This is a genomic window from Phycicoccus jejuensis, from assembly GCF_000720925.1.
In the GTDB taxonomy this organism is placed as follows: Bacteria; Actinomycetota; Actinomycetes; order Actinomycetales; family Dermatophilaceae; genus Phycicoccus; species Phycicoccus jejuensis.
In genome coordinates, this window is sequence record NZ_JOEE01000028.1 from 1 (window position 1) to 1453 (window position 1453).

Sequence of the window (1453 nt, forward strand, 5' to 3'; positions counted from 1 at the left end):
GGGCGGATTCAACTGGTCGTCGCAACACCTCGATCGTGGAGGTGTTCATGGGTCGTCCACCTGGGTGGATGGTGACGAGGACGGGTCGTCCGGCGATGCGTTCGCCGGGAAGGCCCCCGATCCGGCGGGATATCGAGCGTCAGTTCTGGCTGGAGATCGCTGGGGGCGCAACCAGCGAGGCGGCCGCGATCGCCTGCGGCGTGTCTGGCGCCGAGGGCAGCCGCTGGTTCCGGGAGCGTGGCGGCATGCCGTCGATACAGCTTGTGGGGTTGTCCGGGAGGTACCTGTCGTTCGCGGAGCGGGAGGAGATCGCGATCTGTCGTGGGCGGGGTGCCGGAGTGCGGGAGATCGCGCGCCAGCTGGGACGGTCACCGTCGACGATCTCGCGCGAGCTGCGGCGTAACGCGGCCACGCGATCAGGCCGGCTGGAGTATCGCGCGGGGGTGGCGCAATGGAAGGCCGAACTGGTCGCCCGCCGCCCGAAGACCGCCAAGCTGGTCGAGAACCCCAGGCTGCGCGAGTACGTCCAGGACCGGCTCGCGGGGGTGATCCGTGCAGCCGACGGCACCGTGATAGCCGGGCCGGCGCTCAAACCGTGGAAGGGCCTGAACCAGGCCCGCCGCTCCGACCGGCGCTGGAGTACCGCGTGGAGCCCCGAACAGATCGCCGCCCGGCTGCCGGTGGACTTCCCCGATGATGAGTCCATGCGGATCAGCCACGAGGCGATCTACCAGGCGCTCTACGTACAGGGCCGGGGCGCCCTGAAACGAGAGCTGGTGACCTGCCTGCGAACTGGACGAGCGCTGCGGGTCCCTCGAGCCCGGGCCCGCAACCGCCCCAGCGGTCACGTCAGCAGCGACGTGGTGATCAGCGAGCGTCCGGCCGAGGTCGAGGACCGTGCCGTCCCGGGACACTGGGAAGGAGACCTGATCATCGGCCTGAACCGCTCCGCGATCGGGACGCTGGTCGAGCGCTCGACCCGGTTCGCGCTGCTCATCCACCTCCCGCGGCTGGAGGGCTACGGCACCGAACCCAGGGTCAAGAACGGACCCGCACTCGGCGGGTACGGCGCCGAGGCGATGCGCGAGGCCCTCGCCGCGAAGATCATCACCTTGCCCGAGCACCTGCGACGCTCGATCACCTGGGACCGTGGCAAGGAGCTCGCACAGCACGCCCGGTTCACCATCGACACCGGCGTGAAGGTCTACTTCGCCGACCCACACTCCCCCTGGCAGCGTGGAACCAACGAGAACACCAACGGCCTCCTGCGCCAGTACTTCCCCAAGGGCACCGACCTCGCCCGGTGGAACGCCGAAGAGATCGACGCCGTCGCTACCGCCCTGAACCAAAGGCCCCGCAAGACCCTCGGATGGAAGACACCCGCCGAAGCCCTCGACGAGCTACTGTCCCAACATCATTCAGTCGGTGTTGCGACCACCGGTTGAGTCCGGTC

1 protein-coding gene is annotated in these 1453 nt (G+C 69.0%); it reads left to right on the forward strand.

Translation table 11 applies throughout. The annotated features are described in order from the left end of the window. Positions 1 to 68: 68 nt before the first annotated feature. Positions 69 to 1445: an IS30 family transposase gene (locus IG69_RS0119420; protein ID WP_157577744.1), complete on the forward strand. Its 1377-nt coding sequence runs from the start codon at positions 69 to 71 to the stop codon at positions 1443 to 1445. The last annotated feature ends 8 nt before the right edge of the window (positions 1446 to 1453 follow it).

Excerpts from the sequence above, each read along its gene's own strand:
- IG69_RS0119420 (WP_157577744.1), top strand. The coding sequence starts at position 69 with ATGGTGACGAGGACGGGTCGTCCGGCGATGCGTTCGCCGGGAAGGCCC.